The sequence below is a fragment of the Rhodopirellula sp. JB055 genome, assembly GCF_043100905.1.
Lineage (GTDB): Bacteria > Planctomycetota > Planctomycetia > Pirellulales > Pirellulaceae > Rhodopirellula.
Window position 1 is genome coordinate 1 of record NZ_JBICHO010000174.1, and the last position, 8,192, is coordinate 8,192.

At 55.8% G+C, this 8,192-nt stretch carries 3 protein-coding genes; 1 reads left to right on the forward strand and 2 read right to left on the reverse strand.

All coding sequences use genetic code 11. The features are described 5' to 3' along the window. Nucleotides 1-166: 166 nt before the first annotated feature. Together ACF8AM_RS07150 and ACF8AM_RS07155 are read right to left on the reverse strand one after the other, a co-directional pair. Nucleotides 167-4,165 (reverse strand): PVC-type heme-binding CxxCH protein, encoded by a 3,999-nt coding sequence (locus tag ACF8AM_RS07150; RefSeq protein WP_392554969.1) that lies wholly within the window; start codon nt 4,163-4,165, stop codon nt 167-169. A 417-nt stretch (nt 4,166-4,582) separates the two neighbouring features. Beyond that, complete coding sequence (locus ACF8AM_RS07155; protein ID WP_392554970.1) at nt 4,583-6,163, reverse strand: alkaline phosphatase D family protein; 1,581 nt, start codon at nt 6,161-6,163, stop codon at nt 4,583-4,585. A gap of 456 nt (nt 6,164-6,619) precedes the next feature. Between ACF8AM_RS07155 and ACF8AM_RS07160 the strand changes: the two genes are divergently transcribed. Next, nucleotides 6,620-8,053 (forward strand): alkaline phosphatase PhoX, encoded by a 1,434-nt coding sequence (locus ACF8AM_RS07160; RefSeq protein WP_392554971.1) that lies wholly within the window; start codon nt 6,620-6,622, stop codon nt 8,051-8,053. The last annotated feature ends 139 nt before the right edge of the window (nt 8,054-8,192 follow it).

Here is an 8,192-nt window from a genome sequence, read left to right on the forward strand (position 1 = left end):
AGGGGGGGGCGATGATAAACGTTTGGCAACACAGCACTTAAAAACTGCACGACCTCTGCACGGGCGGGGTTCTCAAGGCGTTACTGGCACAGCGTATTAAAACGGCCCCACCTCGATGCGAGGCGGGGCAGGAACCGCGACTTTCGAAAGCGAACTTTCTTCCGGATCAGTTCTTGATCTTCGCTTTCTTCTTCAACTGGTTCAGCTTCTTGGCGCCGCCTTCGTTGACTTCGAAGATGAACTTGGCGAGGTCCAAAAACTGTTGTCGATCCTTCAACATGTTCACCAGTCCAGGTGGCATGGTCGAGTTTTGTGACTCGAGCACGTCTTCCACATCATCGATTGGGATGGTGCGGGGTTTGCCTTGATCGGCTGCGATGCTGAGCGTGATCTTGTCGTCCGTTTCTTCGACCAGGAAGCCTGAGAGGATGGCGCCGTCGACCGTGATGACGTTCACAGTTTGGTAGCCTTCCAGGATCTTCTCGGATGGTTTTAGGATCGATTCGATCAAGTGCTCATGGGTGATGCCCTCACGTGTTTTGGTGAGGTGAGGCCCGAGTTGGTAGCCTTCGGTGACATCGTGGCACGTCGCGCAAGCGGTCTTGGAACCATAGAAGTAACCGGCACCTCGAATGGCGTCGCCTTTCGTTGTTGCGTCACGAACCAGATCGCTCAGTGATTCCGCGAGGAGGTCGTTTTCGAGTTGGTTGCTGACCGGTTCCTCTTCCACCATCTCAGGGCGACTGCCTTCGGGGAACGGATGCATTTCAATCAGTTCTTCGGGGCTGTAGAAGCGTTGGCGATCAGCGGTTGCGGCTCGAATTCGTTTGACTTCGTCCGGTTTGATTTCGCTGGCGTCATTGCCCCAGCTGTTTCGAACGTAGGTCAGTGCCGCAGCGATTTCCGCATCAGAGAACATGTCGCCGATGGCGGTCATCGGTGGCACGCCTTGGGTTGGTTCAAAGACCTTGCCGCGAACGCGAATTTTTCCCCAGATGCCGTGCAGCGTGAGTTTGATCAGACGCTCGGAATCGCCGTTGACCCATTCGCTACCAGCCAGTGGCGGGTAGATCCGAACGATGCCTTCACCGTTGTCACGGTGGCAGGCGTAGCAAGAACCTTCTTCAAAGAAGACTTGCTGACCGAGGTCGTAGGTCTTCGCGAATGCTTTGTTCTTGAACTTGTTCGATTTCGTTCGGTAGTTCTTGGGTTTGGCGGCACCTTCCAATTTGCTGGCGAGCAATTGCTTGTATTCCACCAACAAGTTTTCTGGGTCGAACTGCTTGTTCTCGATCAACTGCTCCACATCATCTTTGAGCAGCGGCATGGCGCTGTTGAGAGCGTTGCGGATCCAGCGGTCCGTTTTGTACGAAGCAACGGTCAGCAACACTTCGGCGCCGTTTTTGCCACCCAACCATGAACCGGCCGAGAGAGCTTCCAGGCGAACACGTGGGTGCGTGTCGGTGGCAGCGGTCAGCAAGTACGTTTCGGGATGATCGAGCAAGTGCAGGCAGTGCCGGACCACTCGAACCGCAGCGGAGCGGACGCGGTGGTCTTCGGCTTGCAAGCACTGATTGATCAGCTCGATGGATGGTTCTTGTTGGCCCCAGGTTGCCCAGAGAGCTTCCAGGACCAAGCGTTCGTTGTCAGCGTTGTCGCTGGCGAATTTCTTGGCCGCGGCGAGCACAGTTTGTTTGTCACGACCGCGAAGTTCGAGGTGCGAACGTTTGCGAGCGTTGAGTTCCGGCAGCTTCATGTTCTCGAACAGTTGTTCGATGTCAGCACCGGCAACGGTTGGCGGTTTGACCAGATCGCGGTCCGCGTAAGTGATGCGGTAGATACGGCCATATTCTGAGTTTCGCATCGGGTCACGAGCACTGTGTTGCATGTGACCGATCAGCGTGTTGTGCCAATCGATGAAGTACAGACTTCCGTCGGGAGCGACTTCGAGGTCACAAGGCCGGAAGTTCCCATCGGAGGATTGGATCAAGTCTTGGCGGAACTTGCCTTTGATCTCAACTCCGTCTTCAACCGTCTTGTACTGTTTGATTCCAAGGAAGCCGATTGTGTTGGCGTACATGTAGTCGCCTTGGACTTCGTCGGGGAAGTGGCGGCTGTAGAGGAACTCCGAGCCCGATGTTGGGCGGGTGTGGTGTTCGTAGTTGAACTTCGAAACCTTTGGAATCTCTTTCGAGTGTGGGACTTTAACCGAGTAACCCAGCATCCAGTACTGCGACCCACCGGAGGCGTCATTGACGAACGTTTGACCGTATTCGTCGTGAGCGACACCCCAGGGGTTGGAGACATCGGTCTGCATGACGCGTTCGACTTTCCATGATTTGGGATCGAATCGCCAAACGCCACCGTCGGTCATGCGTTCGGGCCCCCAGGGGGTTTCGACTTGCGAGTGCAGGAAGCGACCCTCACACATGTAGATGCCGGCACCGTGGTCGACATCAAACGCCGAAATCGCGTGGTGAGTGTCGTGAGGGTCGAAACCGTCGAGCAAATATTCCATCTTGTCGGCGTGATCGTCTCCGTCGGTGTCTTTGAGCAGTACCAGGAAAGGTTCTTGCGAGAGGTAGACACCTTCGGGAGCCAGTTCGAAACCGATTGGCATGTGCAAGCCATCGGCAAAGACGGTTTCTTTGTCCGCACGTCCGTCGCCATCAGTGTCCTCGTAAAGGAGGATCATGTCGTTGGGTTTGGAGTCACCTGGTTTGTAGTGCGGGTAACTTGGTAGGGTCGAAACCCACAAGCGACCTTTGTTGTCAAATCGCATTTGGGCAGGGTTGCCCAGGTTTGGGAAATCTTGCTCGGAAGCAAACATCGAGACTTCGTAACCTTCGGGCAACGTGAAGGTCTTGAGAGCTTCTTCTTCGCCTTTGAGGTAGTCCGGGTTGCCGTTCTTCTCGCTCATGCGGAAGTTCGTTTCAACCGACGACAGAGGTCGGGTGATCGAGTCATCGACTTCCAGCGTCGACGATTTGCCTTGAGCAATGGCCCAGATGTTTTGGTCTCGCAAGACCGTCATCTGACGGATCTTTTCGATTTCTTCGGGGTAGTTGAAGTTGCCGTAGGGAGCCCAGCGACGACCGTAAGCGTGCACGCCGTTGAGCATGCGGAAGTCATTGCGCCAGAACCAGGCTTTGTCTTGAACGGCTTGGTGCAACAGCGAATCGGTTGGGGCGACACCGGAGTCAGTACCGAACAATTGCTGCATGATGACGGGAGCCAGTTTGCGGTAGCCATCTTCGGACAAGTGCACACCGTTGATCGTCAGCGGTTCGTCGAAGGTTTGGAACCACTGCGAGGTAGGTGTATAGAGGTCGATGAAGCCGACATGTTTTTCATCGGCAACCGCGCCGACGGCATCCGCGTACGCTTTCAGGATGGCGTTTCGCTCGTCCGCGTTGGGGAGGTTGAACTCGGGGTGTTGCTCCATTGCGATCGGAGTGGCTAGCACCAAACGAGGTGGTTTGGATGCGTCACGTTCGTAGGACCGCGACAGGGTGTGATCGACGAAAGCACGCAGTTCGTTTTTGAAATTTTCGACCCCGTCCATGCCGTCGAAGGATTCGTTGAAGCCAAAGAAGGCGACGATCGTGTGCGCTTGGACGATGGTCAGCCATTCGTCGGGTTTGGGATAATGGCCTTCGCCGTAGTGGGCCTGGATTTCAGGTCGGAACTTCTCCGCACCGGGAAATGCCCACGGATCCTTCTTACCGGCTTCGGGTCGGTAGGCGGGCGTGTGGCCCGGGAAGCCCATGTTCCGGAATGTCAGTTGTTTGTCGGGGAATTGTTTGTAGAGAGCTGTTTCAAACGCATTGAACAACTCCATTCGCGAGGCCAGTCCGTTGCCGAGGAAGGCGATTGTTTCGCCTTGGGATGGCTTCAATGGCAGCGATGTGGCGGGCACATCACCACCGACTTCGACGGGTTGCAGATATTCCGGACGGACCTTCTTGGTCTGTTGAGTTTCGTTGTCCGTGACGGTCGTGATGACCTCCGGCGCTTGCACGCCATCGCCGGAATTCTCGTCAGCACTGGCGAGGGACATTCCAGTCGCCAGCAGGAACGCGAGACTAAGTGGAATCCAAGTCGACGCGGGACGTCGCAATTGGTTTGCGCTGAGTCGCAAATGGTTTGGTGGTAGCAGGTTCATTTTGAGGCAGGTTCTTAGCAGCGAGTTTGGCTCGCCGTAGAAGGTAGGAGGAGGGAAGACACGTAAGGGCTGCATTCTAGTTCATCGGGCCAGTTTCGGGATGATAGAAGCGCACTCTATACAAAGCTTTTGCGACATTTCAGGTGCCTGCTGGTAGCGGACCTCTATGGATTTTCGCCCATGGAGATGAGAGGTTGCGGCTGTAGAGAACAGCTCTTGATCACGTGAGCGACCGTGGGGCGTCGCGGGATGGCTCGTTCTATTTGAAGCCGACTTGGAGCGTGATCGGTTTCCGGTGCCGAATCGGACGCGGGTGCCGAAGAGGCGTGCCGCCAGCAGTGAGCCAGCGACACGCGAGGGGCGAGAAGTGTCGGACGTCGTCTCGATGATCGTTCAGAAGTTCGTTCAGAAGTTCGTTCAGGCTTGGTTCAACTTCGGTGAACCGGATTCGACGACAAACGAATTGCGTGAGAACGTTTTACCGCCAGGTTTCAGCACGTCGTCCACGACCATGTAGTCGGACTTCCAACTGTTTGGCGTGACGTCGCAGCGGATGTAGCCACGTTCAGTGTTGTGCCATTTCACGCAAGCGTTTTCGGCCAACAAGGCGTCTAGGTTCTTGGGTTTGTCGCGGCCGTTGCCTCCACTGGAAAGCGAGGTGGCAACGAACTCAGTCGCGATAGGTTCTTGTTCGCTTTGTCGGTCGTCGACGCGAAGTTCGTTGGCCCAGTTGGAGTGAATGTCGCCGGTCAAAACAACTGGGTTGCTGATTTGTCGTTCGCGAATGTAACGCAGCAACTCCATTCGCTCGTGAGCGTAGCCGGGCCATTGGTCCATCGAGAATTGATGATTGTCTGGATCGCCCGAACGATTGACCATGCCCATCATGACTTGTTGCGCCAGCACGTTCCACGTTGCGTTGGAACGGATCAGGTTGCGAGACAGCCAGCCGCGTTGTCTGGTTCCAAGCATGGACTGAGTTGGGTCCAAGGCGGCCTCATTGAGCGGGCTCTTGCGATCGTTGTTGGGTTGGTCGGTTCGATATTGGCGAGTGTCAAGAATCGAGAACTCGGCCAGTCGTCCGAATTGAGCCGAACGATACAAACGCATGTCGCTGCCACGCGGGATCTGACGCAGTCGAAGCGGCATCATTTCGTAATACGCTTGGTAGGCGTTGGCTCGTCGCGATAGGAATGAGAGCGGATCGACCTCTGTTTGTTCGGAGACGTCATTGGCACAGTTGTTGTCAAATTCGTGGTCGTCCCAAGTGACCCACCAAGGGCATTGGGCGTGCATGTTTTGCAACAGAGGATCGCTTTTGTATTGAGCGTGACGGACGCGGTAGTCACCCAGTGACATGATCTCGGATCCGTGGTGCGTGCGGACTTTGCCGTTGCGACCGGCTTCGTATTCATAGATGTAGTCGCCCAGGTGGAAGACCATGTCGACATCGTCTGCCGCCATTTGTTCGTAAGCGGTGAACAGGCCCTGCTCGTAGTTTTGGCAGGACGTCACTGCGAATCGAACTCGGTCAGGCAGTTGATGCGGCAGTGGCATTGTGCGAGTGCGAGCGATGGGGCTTTCGGCGTCACCGCATCGGAATCGATACCAGTACCAACGATCGGGCTCCAGTTGATTCAGCTCGACATGAACGGAATGACCCAGTTGAGGTGTTGCCAGTTGGGTGCCGGAGGCGACCACGTTTTTCATCGTGTCGTCGGTGGCGACTTCCCAAGTCACTTCCACGATTTGAGCTGGCATGCCGCCGTCGGGTAGCAATGGCGAAGGTGCCAGACGGGTCCACAGAACCATGCCGCGATGATCCGGGTCGCCCGAGGCGACGCCAAGGCTGAACGGGTCATTGGAAAACGAAACTTTGGAATCAGCCCAGGCGTGCTGGGTGGACATCACGTAGGCGGGAAGAGCACTGGAGAACGCGAGAAAGCGTCGTCGATTGCAGGCAGCAGAGGCGCGGTCGGTATCAGATGGTCGTGACATGAGTGGATTTGGGGCAGGAGGGGGCGGCAAAACGTTTGTCGAAAAGCAATGCGTCAGCCGGGAGGATAGGAAGGTCAATTTAAGGTTCCCGCAGTCACGGTTTGGCATTTCGCGGGAAGTGTATCGATCGCTCATTTTGAACCAATGTGATTGTGCCGTGCACGCTTCGATTTCAAGAAATCTTCATGGGCGCGGGGGGGACGCCTCTTTGCCCGTGTCGCTTCTGTGAACATCTCGTGAAGATTTTTGGCTGGCGAGAAACTGCGAGAGGCGGTTTGAGCGGAATGGGATACTCTGTCGCGAAAACGGGTGCCGGCGAGCGAGTGTGCTCCGGTGTCTTCTGTCCCCGTTTCGTTTCAATCTTCCCGTTTCGTTTCAATCTTCCCGTTCCGTTTCAAGGATCGCTCGGGCGTTTCTCGCTCTCGTTGATCCTCTTTGGTAGGAGTGACCCTTCTCATGACCGATCGCAATCGACGACAGTTTCTTAGTGATAATTTCTCCGCGTTGGGCTCTTTCGGGGTGACCGCTGCATTGGCTGGGTTGGGCCAAAACGTGGTCCAGGGTGGACAGGCCAAGATCGATTCGGGGTTGCGATCGACGGCAGATGAAACGACGGGACTGGAACTGTTGCGATTACCGGAAGGTTTTCGATATCGGACCTTCGGCTGGACACGAGACATCATGAGTGATGGGACGCCGACCCCGCACGCTCACGACGGCATGGGGGTGATCGCCAGCGATGGTGACGTGTTGACCCTTTGTCGAAACCATGAGGTCAGTGACGACGGTCGCGCGATCACCTTTCAAGCCGGAAAGGCCTACGATAAACGAGCGCAAGCAGGTTGCACGGAGTTGCGATTTGACAGTGCAAAAGGTGAGTGGTTGGACAGTCGTGTGGTGTTCTCGGGGACCAGTCGCAATTGTGCGGGGGGAGTCACGCCTTGGGGGACTTGGTTGACTGCGGAAGAAACGGTGTTAGGGCCGTCGGACGCCGACCACTACAAAGACGACAAAGTTCGCACCTTTGAAAAGACGCACGGTTGGGTTTTCGAAGTGGGGCACACGGACTCAAACGGCGATCCCGTGCCGTTGAAAGACATGGGACGATTTGTCCATGAAGCGGTCGCCGTCGATCGAAACAGCGGCATCGTGTACCTCACTGAAGATCGTTCGACATCGGGCTTCTATCGGTTCTTGCCCAACACGCCAGAAAAACTGGCGGACGGTGGGCGGTTGGAGATGGCAGAAATCGTGGGGCAATCGGATCTGCGCGGTGGCTTCCAAGATGGCGTCGAGTTCGATGTGCGTTGGCACTTGATCGACGACCCCACGCTGGCACACAGCCCGGAGTCGTTGCAGAAGGTTTCGAAAGAAGGCGAAGTCGGCGACGAGTTGGGCGTGTTCAAACAAGGGCAAGCCAAAGGTGGATCCACATTCTCACGTTTGGAAGGGTGCTGGTTCGGTAACGGCGTGGTCTATTTCGATGCGACCAGCGGCGGTGCTGCGAAAGCCGGTCAGATTTGGCAGTTCGACCCTGAGAAGCAAACGTTGAAGTTGTTGTTTGAATCTCCGAGCAAGCCGGTTTTGAATATGCCCGACAATCTGTGTGTCAGCCCGCAAGGTGGTTTGGTGCTGTGCGAAGACAATGACTACGGCGCCAACGAATACCCGCAGCGAGCGTTTACTTTGTCGCAAGATGGCAAGTTGAAGTTGTTGGCGGAGAACAACGTGCAGCTCAAAGGTGAGAAGAACGGGTTCCAAGGTGATTTCCGAACCAAAGAGTGGGCGGGAGCAACCTTCAGTCCAGATGGAAAGTGGTTGTTCATCAACCTGCAAACTCCTGGCATCACTTGCGCGATCACGGGGCCTTGGAAAGATGCGTTCGCTTAGGCGGCAATCGACCGCTTTCGGGGCGACCCCAAATTCCGCTGCAGACCCAAACTCGCCGTGGCTCTGATTTCAATGAAGAGCGAAACGAGCGAGTTCGTTGGGTGGGGCAATTGCTCCTTTCACGCCAGCAATGCCTCCT